The 23160-nt window shown below is 49.3% G+C and carries 21 protein-coding genes; 1 reads left to right on the forward strand and 20 read right to left on the reverse strand.

Translation table 11 applies throughout. The features are described 5' to 3' along the window. Positions 1 to 543: 543 nt before the first annotated feature. The 11 genes from OHJ21_RS09960 to OHJ21_RS10010 form a co-directional block, all read right to left on the reverse strand. Positions 544 to 783, reverse strand: a complete 240-nt coding sequence (locus OHJ21_RS09960) for a hypothetical protein (RefSeq protein ID WP_486019971.1) — start codon at positions 781 to 783, stop codon at positions 544 to 546. Positions 784 to 872: 89 nt separating this feature from the next. Continuing rightward, positions 873 to 3785, reverse strand: coding sequence for a hypothetical protein (locus OHJ21_RS09965; RefSeq protein ID WP_486019972.1), 2913 nt, complete (start codon positions 3783 to 3785; stop codon positions 873 to 875). A 110-nt stretch (positions 3786 to 3895) separates the two neighbouring features. Further along, the gene (locus OHJ21_RS09970; RefSeq protein WP_486019973.1) at positions 3896 to 5236 is read right to left on the reverse strand and encodes an ABC transporter substrate-binding protein; all 1341 of its coding nucleotides are present in this window, start codon (positions 5234 to 5236) and stop codon (positions 3896 to 3898) included. A 41-nt stretch (positions 5237 to 5277) separates the two neighbouring features. Further along, positions 5278 to 6432: an efflux RND transporter periplasmic adaptor subunit gene (locus OHJ21_RS09975; protein ID WP_326113396.1), complete on the reverse strand. Its 1155-nt coding sequence runs from the start codon at positions 6430 to 6432 to the stop codon at positions 5278 to 5280. Between the two features lie 36 nt (positions 6433 to 6468). After that, entirely contained in the window at positions 6469 to 7287 is an 819-nt protein-coding gene (locus OHJ21_RS09980; protein WP_486019974.1) for a carbohydrate ABC transporter permease, read from the reverse strand. 77 nt (positions 7288 to 7364) lie between these two features. Further along, positions 7365 to 8231: a carbohydrate ABC transporter permease gene (locus tag OHJ21_RS09985; protein WP_394055389.1), complete on the reverse strand. Its 867-nt coding sequence runs from the start codon at positions 8229 to 8231 to the stop codon at positions 7365 to 7367. A 175-nt stretch (positions 8232 to 8406) separates the two neighbouring features. Next, complete coding sequence (locus tag OHJ21_RS09990; protein WP_100537494.1) at positions 8407 to 9111, reverse strand: DUF421 domain-containing protein; 705 nt, start codon at positions 9109 to 9111, stop codon at positions 8407 to 8409. Between the two features lie 88 nt (positions 9112 to 9199). Then, positions 9200 to 9676 carry a YqeG family HAD IIIA-type phosphatase gene (locus OHJ21_RS09995; protein ID WP_326120459.1) on the reverse strand — a complete coding sequence of 159 codons (477 nt, stop codon included), beginning with the start codon at positions 9674 to 9676 and terminating at the stop codon, positions 9200 to 9202. Positions 9677 to 9873: 197 nt separating this feature from the next. Next, a complete protein-coding gene (locus OHJ21_RS10000; protein WP_326120457.1) occupies positions 9874 to 10830 on the reverse strand; it encodes a hypothetical protein in 957 nt (318 codons plus the stop codon). Between the two features lie 244 nt (positions 10831 to 11074). Further along, positions 11075 to 12412, reverse strand: a complete 1338-nt coding sequence (locus tag OHJ21_RS10005; RefSeq protein ID WP_486019975.1) for a HAMP domain-containing sensor histidine kinase — start codon at positions 12410 to 12412, stop codon at positions 11075 to 11077. Further along, positions 12409 to 13086: a response regulator transcription factor gene (locus OHJ21_RS10010; RefSeq protein ID WP_486019976.1), complete on the reverse strand. Its 678-nt coding sequence runs from the start codon at positions 13084 to 13086 to the stop codon at positions 12409 to 12411. Before OHJ21_RS10010 ends, OHJ21_RS10005 begins: the two co-directional genes overlap by 4 nt. A gap of 277 nt (positions 13087 to 13363) precedes the next feature. Between OHJ21_RS10010 and OHJ21_RS10015 the strand changes: the two genes are divergently transcribed. Further along, positions 13364 to 13756: a hypothetical protein gene (locus OHJ21_RS10015; protein WP_100537498.1), complete on the forward strand. Its 393-nt coding sequence runs from the start codon at positions 13364 to 13366 to the stop codon at positions 13754 to 13756. A gap of 277 nt (positions 13757 to 14033) precedes the next feature. On the opposite strand, the gene ptsP is transcribed toward OHJ21_RS10015, so the two are convergent. The 9 genes from ptsP to OHJ21_RS10060 all read right to left on the reverse strand — a co-directional run bounded on the left by ptsP (position 14034) and on the right by OHJ21_RS10060 (position 23064). Next, entirely contained in the window at positions 14034 to 15797 is a 1764-nt protein-coding gene (gene ptsP, locus OHJ21_RS10020; protein WP_486019977.1) for a phosphoenolpyruvate--protein phosphotransferase, read from the reverse strand. Beyond that, positions 15797 to 16066 (reverse strand): HPr family phosphocarrier protein, encoded by a 270-nt coding sequence (locus OHJ21_RS10025; protein ID WP_486019978.1) that lies wholly within the window; start codon positions 16064 to 16066, stop codon positions 15797 to 15799. Before OHJ21_RS10025 ends, ptsP begins: the two co-directional genes overlap by 1 nt. Positions 16067 to 16260: 194 nt before the next feature. After that, positions 16261 to 16995, reverse strand: coding sequence for an SIS domain-containing protein (locus OHJ21_RS10030; RefSeq protein WP_100537501.1), 735 nt, complete (start codon positions 16993 to 16995; stop codon positions 16261 to 16263). A gap of 36 nt (positions 16996 to 17031) precedes the next feature. After that, the gene (locus OHJ21_RS10035; RefSeq protein ID WP_486019979.1) at positions 17032 to 17790 is read right to left on the reverse strand and encodes a creatininase family protein; all 759 of its coding nucleotides are present in this window, start codon (positions 17788 to 17790) and stop codon (positions 17032 to 17034) included. A gap of 14 nt (positions 17791 to 17804) precedes the next feature. Next, positions 17805 to 18797 carry a phosphotriesterase family protein gene (locus OHJ21_RS10040; RefSeq protein ID WP_486019980.1) on the reverse strand — a complete coding sequence of 331 codons (993 nt, stop codon included), beginning with the start codon at positions 18795 to 18797 and terminating at the stop codon, positions 17805 to 17807. A 94-nt stretch (positions 18798 to 18891) separates the two neighbouring features. Continuing rightward, positions 18892 to 20187: a PTS ascorbate transporter subunit IIC gene (gene ulaA, locus OHJ21_RS10045; protein ID WP_486019981.1), complete on the reverse strand. Its 1296-nt coding sequence runs from the start codon at positions 20185 to 20187 to the stop codon at positions 18892 to 18894. A 23-nt stretch (positions 20188 to 20210) separates the two neighbouring features. Further along, positions 20211 to 20474 carry a PTS sugar transporter subunit IIB gene (locus OHJ21_RS10050; protein ID WP_486019982.1) on the reverse strand — a complete coding sequence of 88 codons (264 nt, stop codon included), beginning with the start codon at positions 20472 to 20474 and terminating at the stop codon, positions 20211 to 20213. After that, complete coding sequence (locus OHJ21_RS10055; RefSeq protein WP_100537506.1) at positions 20471 to 20914, reverse strand: PTS sugar transporter subunit IIA; 444 nt, start codon at positions 20912 to 20914, stop codon at positions 20471 to 20473. Before OHJ21_RS10055 ends, OHJ21_RS10050 begins: the two co-directional genes overlap by 4 nt. Positions 20915 to 20949: 35 nt before the next feature. Then, complete coding sequence (locus tag OHJ21_RS10060) at positions 20950 to 23064, reverse strand: BglG family transcription antiterminator (RefSeq protein ID WP_486021027.1); 2115 nt, start codon at positions 23062 to 23064, stop codon at positions 20950 to 20952. Positions 23065 to 23160: the final 96 nt, after the last annotated feature.

The following is a 23160-nucleotide window of genomic DNA, read 5'->3' on the forward strand; positions in this document are numbered from 1 at the left end:
ACAATTTATCCAAAAAAAGTAATAGACTTATATTGAATTTTTTTATAAACTATTATGTATCTATGGCTTTTTTAGGTCAATATGAATTAACCGGCACATCTTGTGCCGGTTTTATTTTTTTGCTCATATAAGCTGCGTTTTAGCATTCCTGTTGATGGGGATTCATGGCGAAGACGAAACTACTGACGGGGATCATATAGAAGCAGAGGCTGAAGAAACAAGTGAACCCCCTTAGAGTAGACATTGTTGGAAACCCATATGGGAAACCAATGATTCTTAGAGGGATTTTATGGGCAAGAAGCTATACGACCCACGCCGTGTGGACCGTGATTCCGCTATTTGTAAGCAAAGGTGCTAAACATAAGGTTAAGCGGACACAGGTTCCGCTATGGCCGGCAAATCACACTAAAAACGGGGAAAAATCCGAGAATAACGGATTCTGTGTCCGCGAAATCTTGAATTTGGCACAGTTGTTGGGAAATAGCGGACCTCCTGTCCGCATACATCAGATGCACACCACATACAGCAGCGCACACCAACACATTAGTGCTCACCACTTGCGTCTTCATTTTCAACGGGTTCTTCTAATGCAATATTTTGGCATGTAACGGAGAAGTCGTCATGAACGGTGACGTATTTTAGGCGATGGCCCAAATGCTGAATTGCAGGATGAGGGGTAATTGTATCAATGATGACGATACCAATGTTCTTCCCGGATTCTGTAAAATCCGGAGCTTCTGAAAAGCCTAGCCGTGCCCATGTAGGATCGAGTGATTGTCTCATGGATTCGCACTCCTTATAAAACAACCCCGAAGATAATATATCTTCAGGGTTGTAGTCCTATAATAGTATGTTGTATGTCGCTGGTACGATTAATCGCTATCTGTTCTTTTGGCCGGGTCCTCTTCATAAGTAAATGGATAGCTTTGACTTCCGAGCAGCATTCTCCGCCCTTGGAACTCATCATACAGATGGATTCGAACCGCCCCTCCACTTACGATTTTGCTGAAGTTGCTGTTCAAGTTAATGGAGTATGATTTATTGTTGCCAATGGTCAAATCCGTACCGAGTGTTAGTACCTTCTCTGTGGACTGGCCGGTCGGGTCAATCAGCTCCATAATGAGCTTATGGTCATAAGAACCTGTCTCATAATCCCCATTCTTCGAGAGATTATAGTGAATAACGGTATTGAGTAAATCTTTCCCTGCGCTAAGCGTACCTTCTCCTCTCGTAATGGTGAGATGGTACGGAAACAACTCCACATTTTGCAGATTCGTTGCTGGTTGTGCAACTCTAGGGCTAAGTGCTAAACCCACGGTATTGATAGATCCCGTTGATTCTTCCCCTACATCTGTCATCTTTCCGTTTGCTACCCCTTCCCCCACATACAATACAAGCTGCGAAGGATTCACATGCTGCGGAAGCTTGCTCCAAACGGTCACCAGATTCTTCCCATTCGGACTTGTCTTATCGGCGGATTGACTGATCTTTGCCTCAAAAACCTCGTTTTCCGGTGTTTTATAATAAGCTAAAAGCTGCGCCTGTTTGGATTGGCGTGTTTCCTGACTCGCCATCACCAATTCCGTATATATTAGATTGGAACTGCTGTCTTGGTAAACAGTTGTCAGACGTTCTCGGACTTCCGCTTTCTTGCCCGGCGTATGGATAAGATAAGATTCGCCGGCAGCGACCTGTTTCATGACATTGTTGAGCGAATGGGTATTCAGCGACAGAAATTTGTGAACGTCCTCTCCTGAAGTTTCTTGCAGATCAACTCGGAGTTGATTGAATAGATAGGAATACGGCACATGGGCAAGTACATACAGCTCCATGGTTTCATTCGGTGCCAGGGTTGTTTGATCATTCGGTACCACAATTTGGGCCGTACCGCTGAGATCGCGCATTCCTGCCTTAACTACAGCTTTGAACTCGGGCAGCGCTACGGTCGACGATGAGGTATTACGAATGCTGATTTTAGCTGCAATTTGATCCACTTCTCCCTGCGGCACGCGCTGATATGAGCTCAGTTTGACGCCGAATGTTCCATGAGCATTCTCCATGATGTTTTCTACACCCAGATGACTTTTACCTTCCTGAGCATAAGGAATTTTATAGTGGGCAGTCGGGAAGCTGATTTTCCCCTCCACAGCAGGCTCTGTCAATTGCAGTTGCAATTTATTCTGTTTCATATGCAATGGCACTTCTGCACTGAGATCGATGAGTTTCTCCTCCAGCGGCTTCAACGCAACATGGTCAAACGCCTTGGCATTCACCGGGATGCTGTACCCTTCATCCGTGAGGATGGAAAGCTCATAAGCCGGCAGCTTCAGTGATTTTTCACCGAGATTTTTCACGCGGAATTGAAGATTCCATTTGCCGGTATCATTCTCTGCATATACGGAAGCATGTTTCAGCTGCGTCTCCATCGATTGATGGTTCACCGATATTTTTTTGATGGCATAATCCGCCGCTGGCACATCGGCGGTAATTGCAGGAAGTTTGAAGGTTTTAACCGGGAGCGTCATGTTCAATGCTTCGTCTTCCCGGGTGAATTGCATCGTCATCTGATCTGTTTTCAGTTGGGACGGAACCTCAGCCAGATAATAAATCGTTCGTTTCTGTCCTGGCTGGATCCTGAAGCTGCCCCCTGTATCATCCTCTGGCATCAGATCGAATACGGAGCCGCCGGCCGACTTCAGTTGTACTTTATATCCGGGATCGCTCAGCACCTTCTTGCCTCCGTTTGCAAAATGAACCCCCACTCTCATATACACTTTTCCATTATGCTTCATTCGCTTCACACTTTCCGCCTTGACCGTCACAGGCTGCTGTTTCATCCGCAGCTCTGCGCTTTTGCCCTTTGCCACGGCGATATCCGTCGCTGCCGCCGGAAGCTTGAACGATTGCACCGGAAGATTTATCTTCAATGCTTCGTCTTCCTGCGCCAGCTGCAGTATCATACCATTCGTCTTTATCGCGGGAGGGATCTCCGCCCAATAGTAGATGACGCTGCTCTCCTGAGGCTGTAGCTTGTAGCCGGTGCTGGCTGAATCGGAGATGAGTTCGAATACCGAGCCGCCGGGAGATTTCAGATATGCTTTATATCCGGGGTCGCTTAACACTTTTGTTCCTCCATTCGAGAGTCTGAGCCCCAATTGCATATATACTTTTCCATGGATCGTATATCTCTGCAAGGTATCCGCCTTGGCCGTAACCGGAAGCTGATTCATCGTGATCTTCTGGCTCTTGCCTACCGGAACTACCGAAGTGTACTCGGCCGGAATTCTGATTTGCCCCAGTTTTTTCTGATAATTCGCGCTGTCAAAGTCCCATCCGAACATGGAAACCTCGATCCCGTTCACCTTATCCGATGTTCCAATGTTTGCATAGTACGTCACGGATAGACTGCTCTTCGCTGGTACCGCTCGTTTCACAGCATCACTCGTAACTTGCTTACCTTTTGTCGTGCTGCTTGGCGTGGTAACTTTGGAAAAATAATCGATAAGATCTACTCTGCTGCCACTGTTGTTACTGTAACGAAGTGTATATACGAGAATATTTCCGCCTGGCTGAGTGAAAATATCCATCCCCGTCAGCTTTACACTGACGTTTGGCTTCAAAGTGACCGAGTCCAGTTTATCCAATGTCAGGCTGGACGAGGCTGCAGCAGATATGGAAACAGAGTAGTCTGCTGCGGATGCCCCGTACACGCCATAGGCAAGCCCATGACTCAACATTGCGGCGCTGAGCACGATGACCGCGCATGTCTTTTTTGACCTGTGCATACATGTACCTCCCTGTATAAAAAGAAAATCAAAAAGTCTATTCTCCGCCGTTCCTCTTCTGTGAAATCGGAAGCAGCACACGAATGTGAGCTGCTTCCTGGATGATCTACCTATTCGTTTAAATAGGTGGTTACTCGGTTCTGGATCAGCTTCGCCACCTCTTCTGCTGTTTTCTGTCCGCTGAAGTACGCCAGAGACTCTTCACTGGCAATCGTTATCACCTTACTGTCCAGATTCACATATTGATCCGCGGATTGAACAATTTGTTTAAACACGGTGAATTGTTCGTCAGATACTTTGGCGGGCTTCCCATTCGGAAGCGTATAATCGCCACTTCCCACTTTGTCCTGAAGGTCATTGATCATCTTTTCATTCACGGATTTAAGCATCGAGAACCCTTCTCTTTCCTGCAGTAATTGCGCTTCTTCGGATAGTAAGAAGGTGATAAACTTCCAAGCTTCTTCTTTGGCTGGCGATTTAGCATGGATCGCGAACTCGGTAGAAGTAAAAACTCTCGCACCTTTTCGGCCTGCGATGTCTCCCGCTCGGGGTAACAGCATCAACTTTGGATGATCAAAAAGCATATAAGGGCCTTCGATAAAATCAAGCGGTGACCTAATCGGGGTGGAACTGAACAATTGATTGCCCGGCTTTGCTTCGTCGGATGTAATGATCTTGTCATCATTCATTTTCATGGCTTGCTGGAGCAAATTCACAAATGCCGGAGAGTCGAAGGTTGCCTTTTTAGCTGAAGAATCAACAAATGCTGCATAGTTCTCATAAAGCATCTCCTGAAAGAGGTATTCCGGCGGGTAGGACGCTAATGCATAAATCTCATCCGTACCGTTCTCCTTCGCCTTCTGGATCACTTCTTTCGAAACCTTCTCGAACTCCTTCCAATCCCATGTCGTATCATCGAACGTAGCATTGGCGTTACCCAGCATGTCCCCATTACCAACCAATACTCTCAAGGAGTATCCCAACGGGATGGTATACACCCCGTCATTCAGCTTCAGACCGTCCACAATATTCATTTGTAAATCGTCTTTATGGAGCGTCTGGTCCTGCTCGAACACATCATTCATATTGAACAGAAAACCTTTGGTCACGTATTCTTTAAGGGGCAGGCTGTCAACTTGAAGGATATCCATCCCTTTTCCCGATAGCATGGCGGTATTCGTTGTTGTGCGATACTTCTCGAATTCCCCGGGTCCCCATTGTTCACCCATGCTTTTATATGCATGGATCTGCAAGTCGATATCCGGGTATTTCTCTTCGAACTTTTTCTCGAGCGTTTGATAGAATGGAGTCGACTCTCTCAATGACAGGGTAAGCACCGTTTTCCCCTCCTTCATTGCGGGCTTGTCCACGTTCCCGCCTTCTCCTGAGCCGCACGCGGTTAAACTCGCGATTAAAGCTCCCATAGAAATAACTAGCAGCCATTTTTTCATTGTATGATTTCCTCCTGATATGTTCTGATTACAACGCCTCACTATTCCAAGCGAACTCGGTTGCCATCCTGCAGAGGCTCGCTGCTTTTCAGAATGATCTTATCTTGTTCATAGATGCTATCCGTTTGGATCATCGTTTCTTTGTCATTTCGCTCGCTGTACGTTATGTTGACTTTTCGGGCAACAAAAACATTACCGAGTGCGCCTGGCTGCTCTTCGACTACAAAAACATACATGCCTTCCCGGTCCTGATGAATAGCTTCATTAGAAACAAGCAGCCCTTGATCGAGAGAGCTTTTCTCGATGTTAATCCGAGCCTGCTCACCTCCCTTCAGCTTGGCATCGAGGAGTTTAATACGAATCATCTTTTGAGGGACGGTTATCGTCTCCGCTCCTTCGGATGCCCCTTCTATAAGGGGCTCCGCATGGGACATTTCTTCAATGACGCCGTCCATGATAATGGCTTGCTGCACTTTATCTGTATGGACCTCAACCTCGATCCGCTCTCCAATAGATATCCCAATGCTGGACAAGCGCTTTGCATCCGCGCCAACCTCCAACCTGTATCCTTGGCTGCTGTTTGAAACAATGACATCCGGCTCACCTCCAGATGCCAGTCCTTCTACCGCATTCAGCTTCGTTACAATACCGTCGAACGGAGCGGTTAGCACCTGATCTTTTGACAGCCGTACTTTCATCTCGTTGATCTTGCGTTCCTGCGCGGCAATATCAAGTTTCCCTTTTTCAATTTCACGTTTTGCGCTGCGCAGCTTAAGCTCATCCTCTTCGATGGACGACTGAATAAACTGGTCCTGAAGATTTTGCTGCTCGATTCTTTGCTTTTCCAGATTCGTTACTTCAAGTTCGATTTCTTGTCTTGCCGAAGAGTTGTCATAGGTGATAAGCTTCTGTCCCTTCTTCACACGTTCTCCTTCTTTTACGAGAACCTGTTGAACCTCCCAGTCGGTTGAACTGGAGAGCTTGGCTTCAGCGATCGGCTGAAGCATTCCGCTTCCTTCGATCGATAGCGCAATGCCTCCGTTTTTCGGCTGTTCCGTGGTCACCTTGGGTAAGGTCAGCGACTGCAGCGTGTTACTGAACAATGTAAAGAGCAGCAGCAGCCCCATAAAACCCATGAACACGAATTGAAGGATTCGCTTTCGTCTTTGGTCAACTGCCCCTTTTCCTAGCTCCATATCCTTTCTTCTCCTCCTAAAAAGCGCCCTGAAAAGTTAGCCCTTAACTCCTGACAATTGGATGCCCTCAATGAAATATGACTCCGCGTACAGAAATAACATCACCATCGGGGCCATATAGAGCATGGATGCAGCAAAGGCAATCCCCCGCTCGCTATCCTTGATCCTGGATAAAAAGACGGACAGCGGCTGCTTGAACGGGTCGTCCAAAAAGACAAGCGGCTGTTCCACCATGTTCCAATAATCAACGAACAGCAAGATCACTAGTGCGGCCAACCCCGGCTTGATCATCGGAACGATCATCGTCATAAAGATCCGCAAGTGGCCGGCGCCGTCGATTTTGGCAGCTTCAATGTAGGCATAGGGAATGTCCAGCATGAACTGTCTGAGCATAAACACGCCAAAAGCAGCGAAAATGCCGGGAACGATGATGGCGGCCGTACTATTCAGCATGCCAAGCTTATCGACCATAATATAGTTGGGTACCAGCGTGACTTGGAATGGCATGAGCATCGTCATGACATATACCAAAAACATAGAATCCCGGCCGCGGAATTTCAGCTTGGAGAATGCATAAGCAGCCAGTGCTGCCACGAGAGTCTGACCCACAATGATCGGCACCACCATGAACACGGAGTTCCAAAACATCGTCAGATACTTCGGGTTGTCGATGAACACTTTCCCATACTGTGCAAAAGACACCTTGTCCGGAATTAGCTTCAGGTTTGCGAAAGAGCCATCCCTACCTGGAATCACTTCATTCATTTGACCGATGAGACCATAATTGATCTGGATTTCCAGTTCCGTCATCAATGAATTTGTGAATGTAATCACAATTGGTGATATGAAGATCATGGCGATAACACCCATGACGAATGTTAATATACTTTTTTTCAATATGTTGACGACTCGCACAGACTTTGCTCCACCTCCTATTCCATGTACTGTCGATGCCTGCGCTCAATCGCAAACAGCACCAGGACGATCAGCAGAATACAGACAAACATCAAGGATGCAGCTGCGGTCAGCTTCTGAATGTCGAGTGAAATGAACATATTATTCATATAGTGCTGCATCATGTAAATGCTGTCATGGGGATAATCGCCTGCGATCAGATACGTTTCCCGGAACACTTTGAATGAGTTGATAATGGACATAATCACAACAAAAAACATCGTGGAAGTCAGATAGACCAGCGTAACACTTCGAAATAGCCGCAAACGACCAGCCCCTTCAATCCGGGCCGTTTCGTAATAATCCTTCGGAATTTGCTGTAGACCCGCCAGGAATAAAATAACGTTGTAACCCATGTTCTTCCATAGATACACCATGATCACAACCAAACGTGCCGATTCCGTCTTCATCCAGTCCACGCGTCCCATTCCAAAGCTGTTCAGCCAGGCGTTCAGAGAGCCGTTCCAATCAAATAACATCTGCCAGATCATGATAATGGAGGCGACGGGCACAACAAGCGGCATGACATAAGCTGTCCGAAGCCATTTTTGAAAATATGTATTTTTGTGGAGCAGCATTGCTAATCCGAGTGACAGCATGACCATAAGCGGAACACTGACCGCGCTGAAGTAAAACGTGTTGGATGCCGCCTTGCGGAAGGAGGTACTTCCAAGCAGCTCCAGGTAATTATCGAGTCCCACAAAATGACCGTCTATCGATTGGCTCATAAAGGAATAGTACAAGCCCATGACAAATGGAATAAGGTAAAAGAGTGCAAATCCGATACCGCTTGGCACGAGAAAGAACATGGCCGCCGAAGCATCCTTACGGAGCCATTTTTTCATGATTTTCTTGATCCATCCTTTCACGATTTAGTTTGTCCTTCATTTCTGTTCCATGTTACTCGCCCCGATGCATTCAGTTTAGGGAAGATAACTTAAGAAAAAAGTATGGAAAATATTAAAAATATCTAAAGTAGTGAACGCAATCATAAGAATAGGGAACGTAGCGGAAGCGCCCCTACTTCTTGGGTTCAGAAAAAACTCGCACGTTCTCGTTCTCAACGGTTGCAAGCATTACATCGTGGATATTCGTATTAGCGGGTGCTATTTTTGAATGAAGCCAAGCCAAATCCTTACCCATTTCCTGAAGAAGCGACATATCGACTTTTCCATCTATGATGATCGGCCTTGAGATCGTAAACGGCCCCGTCTCTAATCTCATATCTGCCGGAGTAACCGGTTGGTATGGGGTGTCCATAAAAACCGATATGGTTCCACCCGGTTCCCATACGGCAAGGGCTACCTTTTGTATATCCTCTACTTTTTCCTTTCTTAGCTCAGAAAATAAAAAATCAATAGAGATTCTGGCTTTAGATAAGTTATGAAACTGGATGAGTCCATTTTTAACGAGTGTGATGGGCGATGGATCTAGATAGTGTTTGAAGAACGGCCACTTTAGGCTCAACCACGTCGCTATAATGTATAAAACGACGAGAACGATCGTCGTGATCATAGATCCCTTTAATCCCAATTCTTCATCTGAAAGCGGATGAGCAATAATATTGCCGAGCGTTAAAGCCAAAATGAAATCGAGGAATCTCAATTGAGAAATGGAACGCTGCCCCATTAATTTGGCTGCAAGAAGTAAAAAAACGAAGCTAACAACCCCTCTTAAGATCCATTCCATGGTTGTCAGCGATTCTTGACTTTGGTAAAAATCCAATCCATTCACCCCGCCGATTCACATCAATTATTGTTCAATATATTCATATATTCACTTGAACGATTTCTTCATTCTGTAGCACGTCCGTTTAGACTCGAAGTACCTTTACGAATAGTCGTTTTACAGCCCCTAAAATCCGAGGTTTCGCCCATGAAGAAGATATGAAAATCGTGTACATCCCCAGACGGTTTCCGCCCCATAAATCTGTAATGATGCCGTTTCCGATAACGGCTGTCTCGTTACTACGGGTTCCAAGCATATTCAATGCGGCTAAAAATGCTTTTTTCTTCGGTTTACCGGCTTCGAACAAAGCTGGAATTTCATGGACCTGTCCGTGGTCACCCATTGGAGGTTTGCTGTTAGAAACGATGATCACCTTAATTCCATATCTCGACTGCATGTTAGTCAGCCAAGATTTCATCGAATCAGTTATGGAGTCAGCTTTCTTGGTCGTTAAAGTATTGGTCCAGTCAAGGATTATCCCTTTAATACCTGCCTGCTGGAGTCTTTCTCCGTTAATCTCATAAATCGAGCGCGCAATTTGCGATGGTTTAAAAATAGGCATAGTCTTCCTCCACTACTTTCATATAAGTGAGTCAATCGTGTATAGAATGCCTTCATTTTGTTAAAATCATACTTTTGAACAATCATTTCACCTGGTTGGTCTGTATGTATTCTGTATGTATGGATTCGGCTAAACAAAAAAAGCCGCGATTACCGCGACTTCATAAGATGTTCCAACGGATCGTCCGGTAAGCAAACCTACAAGGCGCGTCGTCGATCGTGCAGAACGAACAGAATGATTATGAACATCATGACGCCAAAGACGATACCGGCCTCCGTCGTTAGCATCCGCAGCAGCTGATACTCTGGCGAGAACTGCGAATCGGTGCGAATCGCGGAAAATAGGTTATACGAGAACAGCATGCCCGACGAAATCCATGCCGCTGCCATCGGGTACAGAAATCGCTGCGGCCCGCGGCGGGAAGTTAGCACCAGCAATCCCCACGCCCCCGCGATGGACCACGCTCCGGTACTCAACGTCAGCAGATGCCACCACACATCACGATCGTCCAGTCTGGCCGGGTCAATGCCGAGAGTGCCTCCGGCAGCCCAGTACACCTTAATGATACCTAACAGGACACAGCCGGCTCCAACCAGCCTGGACAATGTATGCTGCAATCTCCAAGTATTGCCCGGTAACCTGCTATAGTCGATCGAATCACCGAACGCCTCCGGCCACCGTGTCCTCGCATACCCTGCGAAGGCGAGAGGCAGACAAATGCCGATGCCGACCAGCGAAATCATGACGAAAAATTGTTCGTACACCCAAACCTCGGCGGCCCCCGCCTCCTGATCCCGAGTCATAGCTGCCGGTCCTAGCACCGGCGCCAAGACCAGCATGGGAACGAGCAGTCCGGTACCAACCCATACGGGAAAGGCAATCAGCCATGCAGGCATACGTTCGCCCCACGGCCTGGTGAACGCCATGGCCAGCAGGATTCCGATAGCCGCTAGCAATGCGGTAGCTGCGTTGATCGCACGCCAGCTAGCGTCGCCCATTTGCTCGGTTGGTATGAAGTAACCGAAAGTCCATGCCATTTTAATCAATAGATACGGCGCCACCGCTATGGCAGCGCCATAACCAGAAATTCTACGTATCTTCATCCATTGCGGTGACTGCAGATCAGCTGAAACTTGCTCATGCTCAATCTTCATGTTGGTAAACTTACCTCCTTAAATAACTCTGTCTTCACCTTACACCTCATTCTAACCCCCTTATCGAAAGGCAAAGTGACCTCAAGTTTAAGTTTGAGTTAAATTCCTTTACGAGAGAGCAGTACGGCTCTCTTTCCGATATAGGTACGTTCACATTCAAAAAAGAAGCTGCGCATAAGTCATTCTGAGCGACTTGTACGCAGCTTCTTCCCTGGTCTTTTAATGTCAAACGTATATTATATTTTCAATAACATGAGCTCTTCCAAATATAAAATGCACTTCCATTTTCATCGGATTTCACTTCCCATTGCATATCCATCTCCCTGGCCATCATCGATACAATGGACAAACCGATTCCTGCACCTTTTTCAGGTGACTCGTTGTCGAAGCCAGGACCCTTATCATGGATGACGAGCATCAATTGCTTCTGACGATCTATCATTTGAATGCCGATGTACCGACCCTCTCCCGCATGGCGTACCACGTTCTGAAACACATTGTCCAGGATACGGTTAAACCACAATGGATCCGCATCCCAAAGTAACGTCTGATCAGGAAGCTCGACAAGGACTTCAAATTCCTTCGCCTCGAATACTGGATACCACTGAGCCACTCGATTCCGGACTTCTTCTACGATATCAATCGGCTGTTTATGCATCGGATATTTCCCCGCCGATAACAGCGTGTATGACAGAAGGTTATCCATCAGATTACTGATGTCATCCAGCTTATGCTCGATGACAGAAAGTGAAAACTGCCCCTGGGAGGAAGCAGGGTTTTTGCGAACGGTATGGACATGTTGCCGGATGACAGTCAACGGGGTTCGGAGATCGTGGGAAATCGTTGAAATCAATTGCTTACGCAATTCCTCCTCCTCCCGCTCCCGTTTTTGACTTTCTTTGAGCTCCTTCACCATCCGGTTAAACGAGCCTTCGAGTTCTCCGATCTCGTCTTCCTTGATAATCGGGACTTCATTCGGAATTTCTTTCATTCCGTTTACGGTCATTGCCGATTGAAGCCTGACCAGTCTTTTGCGAAGCTTAATGAAGAACAGCCATGACAGCATAAAGAAGCTTCCACAGATCATCAAAAACAGAAAGATTAGTGGCAAGTTTCCCGAGAGCGACATTTCTGCGTCAAGGATATGGGATTCCGGGAGCCGCATCACCATGAAACCTTGCTTCGGATCGTTTCCGATGAGGGAAGTTAAGACCAGCGTTTCTTGATTATGGTCTTGCGCTCGAATAGAGAGTATATCCAGATAAGTCCACTGCTTAGGTATATCTCCCGAGAGGTCACTGTCTGCATTCGTTCTCCCTGACGGGTCCACCCAGAATATCTCCGCACTCGGATAGTCCTCGTTCAACTCCCGCAATCTAGTATCAATCCTATCCTTACCTGCACCGTCCAGGTTGACTGCCTCCTGCTGCCACATGCGGGTTATCTCTTCAGGACGATACATGGGATGATCGCTAAACATATAGCCAGGTAAATAAAACATGGCTGGAATGATCGGCCATAGCAGCAAGGCGGTCAAAATAAGAACCAGATATTTGCTCATTAACGAGCCGCGGATCTTCATGAACGCACCCGGTATCCTACCCCACGGATGGTCTCGATAATTTGGGGGGAGCCTGAATCCCGCTCAATCTTCTCGCGCAGATGCCGGATATGCACGGTCAGCGTTTTATCTCCGTTCAGATGAGGTTCGCCCCAAACGGCTTCATAAATCTGCTTCTGGGTCAGTATGTGGTTCAGGTGGTCCAGGAAAAACATGAATATATGGAACTGCTTGCCTGTAAGCACAATCTCTTCCCCAGTTTCAGAATTCCATATACGACTTCCTTTTCGGTCGATGATTAAATGCCGGATCAGGAGCTGTTCCGGTTCCGCAGTGACAGAACGCCTGAGAAGGACTTGAATCCGGGCAGCCAATTCATCCGGATGAAACGGCTTTGTCATATAATCATCGGCAAAAGACAAGCCCGTAAGCTTATCCTCGATAGCGGTTCTGGCCGTAAGCATCAGGATGGGTACAGCGGGATTGATTCGTTTTAGCCGCTGACCGACCGTGAATCCGTCCAGACCCGGAAGCATAATGTCCAAAATGACAAGATCGCAACGTTCCATTGCTGCTTCCGCATCGTGGCCTGAACACTTCCATATCACTTCATAGCCTTGACCGATTAAAAAATCCTTGGACCAGGAACCGATTTCCTGATCGTCTTCAATGTACAAGATGGTAAATGTCTTCATCGTATGATGGACTCCTAAAAGTAATATATAGGTAGTCTAGCATATTATGGCTGTCGGGAGACCGGAAAATCCATCGAAAAAATTTCACGCAAATCACAAAGTCTCGTCATAAGTTCACAACATCGATTTGTTAATGTTAACAGCAGCCGGGGAAGTTGAAGCACGGGCTGCACGGGCATCGGCATGATTCTTACTTGTTGGGGGATGAATCGGCAGTGGCTTATCGACTTCATCAGGCCGTAGATCATCCACAACTTCGGAAAGGAACTGATTGGATATGAAAACAACCGATATCGTGAAAGAAAACCTGCTTTTGATTCTCGGTCTGGGTGCTTTAGCGCTTATCAGACCCATCATGAAGATGACCGGGATCATGGATCTGATCGGCCAAGCATTCGGCAGCATTCTGATGACGGTCCTTATCTCCTTGGCCTGGCTCATGATCGTTCTTGTCAAGAGAGCTGCTTTTCCCGTTGTCATTCTTGTTTTTTCGGGATTGAGTTATGCCTTATTTGCAATCATCCTAAGTGGTATTGCCTCCCCCCTTCTCGATGGAAAATTGCAAGGGCCTTTAACGAATCCACTGGCAATGGTAAGTGTCTTTGCAGTAAATGCGATTTGGGGCTTAATCGTGGGCGTAATTGCCAATGCGCTGCGTCGTAAAGGCTAAGCAAACCGCTTTGTAAAATGGATCTTGTGAGGGAGGAAATGACGCATTTATCACGGCCTCCGGGAATGGACTCAGAAATGAGAAACTACTCTCAAATCAAGTCATTCAATATTTGAAAATAATTAAAGAAAAGGCGGCACAGGAGCCCTCCCTGTACCGCCTTTTCTTTATTCGCAGCATCTATTTGACCCAAGTGTGCGCGCTCTCATGCAGGCTTACCACAACTAGAAACACCCTTAACACCTGCAATATAGGTCAAGCCATGTCAAAACGTAATCTATACCGCAGCCTTTTGGGCGCTATGAAATTCCTCCAGCGCCTGACGAACGGCTTGGGGCGTATCGAGGCGAAGAACGCGCTTCGCCAGCTCACGGCATTCCTGACGATCCAGGTTAGCGAACCTTTCCTTCATTCGGCTGAGACCGCTAGCCTCCATGCTCCATTCGTCGAGCCCTAAGCCGAGTAAGAGCGGTGCCGCCAGCGGATCTCCCGCCATACTGCCGCACATGCCGGTCCATTTACCGGCCTTGTGGGAAGCCTCAATAACCGTGCGGATTAACTGTAGCACGGCTGGATGGAAATAATCGTACAGGTGCGCAACGTGTTCATTCATGCGGTCCGCTGCGACCGTGTACTGCACGAGGTCGTTCGTACCGATGCTGAAGAAATCGACTTCGCTCGCGAATCGTTCCGCCAACACGGCCGTTGAGGGAATCTCAACCATGATGCCAGCTTCCATCTTCTCGTCGAACCGGATGCCATCCTGCCTCAATTCTGCCTGTACTTCTGTGAGGATGGCTCTCGCCTGCCTCCATTCCTGCAGGCCGGAGATCATCGGGAACATCACCTTTACCGTACCAAAGGCGCTGGCCCGCAGCACCGCTCGCAGCTGCGTACGAAGCAGCTCCTGGCGGACGAGCCCTACCCGTATCGCACGGTAACCCAGGAACGGGTTCGCTTCCTTTGGCAGCTGCAGATACGGCAGCTCCTTATCTCCGCCGATATCCATCGTGCGGATGATCACGGGGCGGCCCTCCATCATCCGGGCCGCTTCCTGATACGCACGGAACTGCTCCTCCTCGCCCGGCATGGCCGGGGCGTTCATGAACAGGAACTCCGTGCGGAACAGCCCTACGCCGTCCGCGCCCTGCCGGACGGCGGTCTCGGCTTCCGCGGCGCTGCCGATGTTCGCCGCGAGCTCCACGCGCGTGCCGTCGGCGGTCACTGCCGGACGCGCCGCGTACTCCTCGAGCGACTGCCTGCGCTCGAGGTCCTGCTGCATGCGGAGCCGATACTGCTCGGCCTCCGTCTCTTCCGGCCGAGCGATGCATAGCCCGGCTGTTCCGTCAAGGACGAGCGTGTCGCCGTCCTCAATGCCATCGACGCCGGCACCTGCGCCGACGATGGCGGCAATTCCGAGCGACCGTGCGAGAATAGCGGTATGCGAGGTCGCTCCTCCCGTCCGGGTGATAAAGCCGATCACCAAGGCAGGGTCCAGCTGCACCGTATCCGACGGCGCCAAATCGTCAGCGACCAGAATGACTTGTTCGGTGATTCCCGTAATGCCGTTCGATTCTCCGGGCGACAGACAGGCGAGAAGACGGCTGCCGATATCGCGGATGTCCGCGGCGCGCTCCTTCATATAATCGTTGTTCATGCTTTCCAGCATGGCAGCGACCTGGCTCACCATTTCGGCAACGGCCCTTGGCGCTGGTTCCAGCTTCTCCCGGACCCGGGCCTCCATCTTCGGATAGAAGGCAGGATCGTCCAGAAGCTTCCGCTGTCCCGCAAGAATGCCGGCTTGTTCTTCACCTACGGCTTTCTTCGCTTTCTCCGTCAGCGCCTCCAATTGTTCCGCGCAGCCGGCTTTGGCTTCACGGAGCTTGTTAAGCTCGGCATCGATAGCGGCCGGGGTATTCGGAATAAACTTTTCATCAGGGCTGCTGTCGCTGCTGGCCCCCTGCGAAGACTTATAGAGGTATGCCTTTGCGATCCGGATTCCCTCCGATACGCCGATTCCTTGAATATGCAGCCTCTTCATCAGGCTTCACCAAACTTGCTTTCGACTAGCTGTATCAGAGCTTCGACTACCTCTTGTTCTCCATCTCCTTCAGCTTCGATGGTCACGACAGCTCCTTGCTCGACCCCGAGCGTCATTAGCTCCAGCATGCTTTTGCAATCCGCGGAGCGTCCTTCGCTAGTCTTTAGATGAACCTCTGCTCCAAACTGTCCTGCTTTTTCCGAGAAAAGCTGAGCCGGACGGACATGAAAGCCCTGCTCATTTTGTATGGTTACGGTTTGTGCGAACATGTCTTTCCTCCTCATCCTGTAACCGCCTGCCGAGGCAATTCAATTGCAGAAATCGTAAGTTACGGCTGCTCTCTTCCGTATCCTGCCGTTCATCTGCCCTATCCTTGCCAGGCGGCATGTTTTATTTGTTGTTCAAGATCCAGCTCTTCTATGGCAAACCTCGTATATTTTCTTTACTCGCACTCTACACCTCATCATGCCAGTAAAGCGATCCGTCCTTTATAAGCCTCAACCAACGCTTTGTTGTGTTCATCGGAACCATCGATATTTCCGCTGAGAAATACAGGAGGGTTGAAGCCTTTTTCAATCATAATCTCAATAGATTCGGCGAACAGGGAGTTCAAAATGAGGGCCCCAACGACCGTCGAGCTCGGCGTGAAAGGCACCTGGAGCCCCGGATGGCTCAATACGGCATCTCCCTTGACCGAGAAGTTGTCGATCACAAGATCAACGGCATCCGCCAGGTGCTTGCCGCTGCTGTGCCGGGACTTCATGCTTTTGGAATATTCCAGAGAGGTAATACCAACAGTAAAGGCACCCTTCTCCTTGGCCATCAAAGCGACATCTACGGGAACGGGATTTCGGCCGGAAGTGGACAGTACAAATACAATCTCGCCTTCGCGAATATCCTGCTCCTTCATAAAATCGACCGCTAGGTCGTTTTGTCTTTCCAGCTCGGACGAACGGACCGCGCCTTCGTGAAGCATCAGCTTCTCTACAAGGATTGGACGAATCGGGACGAGTCCGCCAGCTCGGTAAAAAACTTCTTCGGTCAATATATGCGAATGTCCGCAGCCAAACAAGTGAATAATCCCACCCTGCTGAATACAGGACGCCACCTTCTCCGCCGCTTCACGGATCGACTTGGCCTGCTCGGTTCGGACTTTGTTCAACAACCCGCCAATTACATCAAAATAGGTGTTCATCATCGTAGCTTTCACCTCGTTGTTCGTGTATTTATAATGCTATCTGTTCTCTTCCGGTTGACCATCGGTTGACAATGCTCTTTTAGCCCGGAGAACCATATCGGCCATCACTTCCAAGCTGCGCTCGATAATCTTTTCCCCCTTCTCTCTCGTTGCCAGCGTTGCATCCCCAAGTACGGCAGAGGAAGTCATTTCCTCCCACGGTGTTGGTGTGCAATCCGCTTCGATCGGGATATAAGGGGCACCGTCGATCGCCTTGCTCATGTCCACATATTCGCCCGCGAGATAGAGCATATAGGATGTCTCGATCTCATCGGCATGCATGTAACTCCCGTGTGCAGCCGAAGCTTCCCGTACCAGAGCCGTTACTTCCTTCGTGCCGGGATAAAAGAAATAGAATACCTTCAGTTCGGGAACTCGTTCGAATAACACTCTCGCAGCTTCCTTCAGCGCAACCGCATTCCCGAGATGGCCGTTGACCATGACGAAAATGCGAAATCCCTGCTGGTACAAGCTTTCACCGATATCGGCAAGCAGCCGGATGAGCGCTTCGTTTGAGACGTTGATGCTCCCCGGGAAATTGCGCAGGCTCCACACTTGGCCATAGGGCAGGGTCGGCAGAACAAAGCTTTCCGTCCGCTCGGCCAATTTGTCCGCGAGTCTGCTCGCAAGCAGGTTATCCGTGCCCAGCGGCAGATGCGGACCATGCGCTTCAACGGCACCAATAGGAAGTATGGCAGCGCGGAGTTGGCGAATTTTATCCTTCACCTCAACCGAATTTTCGAGTTCGAATTTCATAGCGAGCGCACCCCTTACTTTTTAAATGAAAAGCAGTTGGCCGGATTGCTTACGAAAAATTTCTCCACCAGTTTTCGTCCGTCAAAGCCGCTTCGGTTCGCCTCATCCACAAAGCGCGGTACCCATTTGGCAATAATGTACTCCAGACCGAGACCCTGGTCATAATGCTTGTAGTAGGTTTTCCGGGCGGTATCTCCGCTGATGAGAATTTGATCTTCGAAGCCTTTGCGGACAAGCTCCAGAATTAGCGAGATGCGGGTGCTTTCCGGTGCGTACTTGATTTTGCCGATCCCGTCAAAGCTCATGTAAGCTCCCGTTTTGGCAATCTGCTCATGGTAGTACGGATCGGGATTGCGGTCCATATGTCCCAGGCTCAAAAAAGACAAATCCACGCCTTCGCTCTTGAGGAGCTCAATTTGCTCCAGCGCCATGGTGCCAACTTCGGTATGGGAATGAATGGGAGCTTTTGTCTCATGATGGGCACGCGCTACAGCACGCAGCGTCTTCTCCTCCAGAGGCGTGATGCGGTTATAGCCTGTCCCAAATTTAACCTGGCCCGCTTTGAAAGAAGAGCCTTCCAGCCCTTCTTCCACCTCCCGGATGACGAAATCCGCCAGCTCGTTAATGCTTTTCGCTTCAATCCACTGTGCGTAGGTTTCATAATGGCCTGTCAGCGGTTTAAGCTCCTCTTTGATTTGGGCGTCCCACAGAAAGCTCTTATTGAAGCCCGCCGTTCCTACGATGTGAATGCCGGTTTCAAGTGCAATTTCCTGTACCGCCTGAACATCCCGTCCATAATCGATGGCTGTAGCGTCCACGATCGAGCGTCCGCCGTGTTGTTTAAAATCAAGAACGTCCCGTTTGGACTTCTCTTTATCGTCCAGGAGCAAATCGTCCTCTCCCCGCTCCTGCCAGTAAGCCGGACGGCATACGATATGTTCGTGGGAATACGTAAAGCCCAGCTCCTCTTTGCTGATATCTCCATGTAAAGTACGAATAAAGCCCATATCGTTTCTCCTCCACTCTCTGTAAAATATGAACCTGCCGGATTTCTAAAAAGGCGTGTTCAAAAAGTGCGTGTTCAAAATTCAAAAATCCCTGCTAAAAGAACAGCTTGGCCAGGAAGTGCAGAATCGGTCCAATGATGAACATATCGGAATCAGCTGCCCACATGGCCGTATCCGGCACCGTCGAGGCGATGAAGAAGCGAACCATCAGAAACTGTCCCCAGGCTACAACGGTTGAAGTGATGAAGCCGCCGATAACGGCCCCGCGGACACCGCCTGTCGAGTTCCCGAACACCCCGGCCGTAGCACCGTGGAAAAATAAGACGATCATCGTTGGCACGAAAATGTAAGCAACGGTGTTGCCAAGTACAAGCAGCCAGATAATCGCTCCCGCGAAAGCTCCCAGGAAGCCAAGAACCACCGCATTCGGCGCGTAAGGGTATACAACTGGCGCATCGAGTGCCGGTTTGGCGCCTGGCACGAGTTTGGTAGCGATCCCGTTAAAGGCCGGAACCAGCTCGCCGACGAACATCCGGACGCCCATCAGAACGATGGCGATTCCGCCTGCAAATGTGAACGATTGGATAATGGAGTAGATAATAAAGTTCTGGTCACCCGATTGTTTCATCAGTTCCGCAGCCGACGGCGTGCCCTTCGTTGATAGAATTATGGCCCCGATCAGGAACAAAACCCCCATGCTGAGCGCCGTGATGACGTTGGAATCGCGGAGGAACTCAAAGCCCTTTGGTACTTTGATTTTCTCGGAATCGTTGTTTTTGTTGCCGAACAATTTACCGAACAAGGCAGCAAGCAAAGCAACCGAGGCCGAGGTGTGACCAAGCGCAATGTTATCGTTACCTGTAATTTTACGCAGGAACGGCTGAACCAGCGCCGGCTGGAATGTCCAGTACACACCAAGGACGACAGCGATCATCAGAACCAGCTTCCAGATCGAGATGCCGCTGGCCGCATGAACGATAACGCCTGCAAATACGGTTGATGTCCAGAACATCATGTGCCCGGTCAGATAAATAAATTTAAACCGGGTAAATCGGGCCAGCAGAACGTTGATCAGAAAGCCGATAAGCATGGCGAGCGTAACAGCGCTCCCGAATTTCGAATTGAATGCCTCCTGCCCCATGAAGGTACCGAGGGATCCGCTCTCCAATCCGAAAACTTCTTTCCACATCGGCTCGAATACATTCAAGGCTTTTACGATGACATCAGAGCCTGCACCGATGATGAGGAAGCCGATGATCGCTTTAAAGGTGCCGCTTACAAGCTGACTTGTTGATTTCTTCTGAAGCAGAAGGCCGACCAGAACGATAAATCCGAGCAGAATGGCGGGCGTTCCAAAAATGTTGGTGGCAATCCAAAAAAGTACGTCCATATGCCCTCTCCCTTTCTAATGGTTTACAGCACTTCTTCCAGCTTCTGTTTGATTTCGTTATTGTCAAAATAGTTGTTGACGATAACGATTTGGGCCGCATGCCCTTGAAGGCTTTGGGCCAGTTCGTTGCTTGTAATGATATACTCGGCTGGGGTTCCGGATGCCGTTGAAACGTCGGTATGCTCCACATCGGCATTTATTCCCATTCCGCTAAGCACATTCTCCACATTCATTCTCAAAATCAGACTCGTTCCTTGTCCAAGACCGCATACGCATAAAATTTTCATTGTTCGTTCCCCCTAATCAGTTGTTGGATTGTCTCCACATCAGTTGCCTGCATGAATTGTTCAATGCTCCCCGGGCTGCTCAGCAAGGTGGTCAGCTTGCGCAGCATGGCGATATGCTCCGAACTAGAGGAGCCGCCGAGCGCAAACACAAGCTGTACCGGGTCGTTAGCCGCATGGCCGAAAACGACCGGTTTCTTCAATTTAATCAGCGAGACGGACGCTTCCTTCACCCCATCCTCCGCACGGGCATGCGGAAGTGCGATATGAGGTGCAAGAACAAAGTACGGGCCTCTGTCACGGTAAGATTTGACCATGGCATCGGCATAACGTTCTTCCGCCGCCCCCGCTTTCGCTAGCAGTTCTCCTGCTAAGCGGATGGCTTCTTCGGCCGTCTCGGCCTCCACATCCAAGGCTATTAGTGACGGTTCCAAAAATTTCATTCTCATCTCTCCCAAGTCCGGTATTCTAATCGATGCTAAAGACCGGTGTGTAATTGCTGCAGGATCTGTTCTTTTGTCTTGGCCTCTTTCAGACGGATCAGGTTCTCCTTCTCCCTGAGCAGGATGGTCAGCTCCGACAGCGCTTTGAGGTGGGATTCGCCGTCAATCGCCGCCAGTACCAGAATGATCTGAACTTGATGCCTTGCTTCTTCTGAGAAGGCGACGGGTTGCTCCAGTCGCAGCAGACTGATTCCCAGTCGCCGGACTCCATCCTGCGGCTTGCCATGCGCAATCGCGATGCCCGGGGCAACGACGATGTAAGGGCCGAGCGCCTCCACTTTGGAGATCATCGCATCGATATAGGCTTCATCGATGCGCCTATCCTTCAGCAGGGGCTCGGAGGCATCGCGAATGGCGCTCCGCCAGTCGGCCGCTTCTCTTTTCATTTGGATCATCTGCCCAGTGAGCAGATCCGATAGTGATGGCTTGCGTGCTTCACTCAGCCATGTTTTCCCAACGGACAAGTAGTGGTTAAGCTCCTCCGTAAGTCCTGCTTCATCCCTAACCGCGGCGTATTTATGGACAATGTCCAGCAGCGCTTGAACCGAGTACGCCGGGGTCTTTGATTTACGGCCGGCAACCATGTTGACCTGATTCAGCAGGTGCTCCTTATCCTTGTCGCTGAGAATCGGATTCACTAAGAGAACGGGCACTTTGCTATCCGGCAGTGGTACCGTTGAGAAAATAAAATCAACATTTTCTTCATCAAACGACTCGTAATTCCGCAGTGAGAGTATCGCTGTAATATCCACTGCCGAGAAGAGGTTCTCCAGCTGCGATTTCAACATCCGCGAAGCGGAAATGCCGTTGACGCAGACGATGGCGGCCTGTCTCCGTACGGCCGGCTTCGTGTTCTCTCTGCGCAGCCAGCCGCCGAAATGCATGGCGAGATATCCGATTTCGTTATCATCAAGTTGACGTCCAACCAATTGTTCGAACGCTGCCGCGGAACGGCGGGTCAGCTCGAATACTTCCCTGTACTTGGAAAGGATATTTTCGAGCAGCGGATTTTCAAGGCCGAGTCCGTATATGATCCGGTAATAAGCCGGCTTCAAATGGACAAGCAGATTCTCCTCCATCGCTTCCCGGTTCGGCAGGAATACACAGGCGTAACGCTGAAAATCATCTGTCATCTGTCTGGTCACTTGCCGAAGCTGCTTCAGCACTTCTTCGGATCCGGTCATCTGTTCCATCCGATTGACCCTCGCTCCCAACAGATGCATCGTCAAGTAGCAGACTTCTTCATCCGGGATCGAGACGCCGAACATTTGGCCAAGACCTTCAGCAACCTCTGAGGCGACTTCAAACTCTGGCATCCTCCGCAGCACGCTTCGTTCATCTTCGTCTATCGAGATAAACTGTTCGGCCTGAATCCGTCGTACATACATTAAGAAGCGTGCCGTCAAATGAAATAGCATCTCGTCCGTCAAATCTACGCCCAGCGTTATTTCGCTATCCGAGATCAGGCGATAAACCCGCTTCAGATGTTCCGACTTCATAGGGGGAAATAAAGATTGGGCGAGATCCGGTCTTTCCGATTCCGGGTTCCGGTTAAATACCTGCTCCCAGTCTGCATCGCCGAAAAGCTGCCCGAAATAATAGCTCAGGGCCTTCCGCTTGTCACGTTCCTCCCCATGTACGCCATAGCCCCGCTTGCGGTCGTAGGTTACATTGAGATTCGAGGCTTTCATGTCCGACCGGACCGTATTCAAATCCTTGAGCACGGTCCCACGGCTCACCTGCAAAAGATCCGTCAGATGATGAACAAAGAGCGGAACCTCCACCGATAACAGATAGAGCGACATCCAGGCCATTCTTTCTCGTGGGGACAAATAGTACTGCTGTGCATGAGGCTTCCCGGTTGACTGCGGAAGACTGGCCCGGCTTTCATCAGGCAAATAATAACCGACTGTCCTGACATATTTGACCGGCGGAAGTTGAACCGCTTTCAAGTAGTCGTTTATTTTTTCCATATCATAATAAACGGTTCGTCTGGAGATACCGACCTTCTGCATTAGTTCTTCCAGCGACACATAATCGGCTGCCTCATGAAGCAGCGTCAAAATCCGTGTACTTCTTTCGTCCAGAATACGGCATCAACTCCTTTGCCGTTTAGTGTGGTACCTTTTGCAATTCGATTATACCCACAGGCAATTCATGAAAGACAGTTCATTTCATGGAGTCCC

This window comes from Virgibacillus sp. LDC1, assembly GCF_025792345.1.
GTDB lineage: Bacteria > Bacillota > Bacilli > Paenibacillales > Paenibacillaceae > Paenibacillus_AQ > Paenibacillus_AQ lautus.